Origin of the sequence: Microvirga sp. HBU67558, assembly GCF_018069605.1 — a bacterium.
Classification (GTDB): domain Bacteria; phylum Pseudomonadota; class Alphaproteobacteria; order Rhizobiales; family Beijerinckiaceae; genus Microvirga; species Microvirga terrae.
The window spans coordinates 1-253 of the sequence record NZ_JAGPUP010000059.1 but is presented as its reverse complement, the minus strand read 5'-3'; the positions used below and the strand labels follow the sequence as shown (position 1 = coordinate 253).

The following is a 253-nucleotide window of genomic DNA, read 5'->3' as shown; positions in this document are numbered from 1 at the left end:
TTCCGGTGACAGGAGATATGCAGCAAGCTTCTGAGCCGATTCCGGCTCGCTGTTGTTCGCAATGACACACTCGGTCACCATCAATACGACGGAGCCTTCCTTAGGCTGAGCATATTCCACCGGGATATTCTTTTCCTGGTGAGCCGCCACGGCCGTGGGCGTTAATGGGAAGATCGCGGCTTCTCCGGTCTGAACCATCTCGGAAATCTTAGCCGAGCTGGGGATATACTCGAGCACGTTCGGGCCGATCGTG

At 56.1% G+C, this 253-nt stretch carries 1 protein-coding gene; it reads right to left on the bottom strand.

The features are described from left to right. On the bottom strand, positions 1 to 253 hold a 253-nt coding region (locus KBI52_RS00225; RefSeq protein WP_210804721.1), incomplete at both ends, for an extracellular solute-binding protein.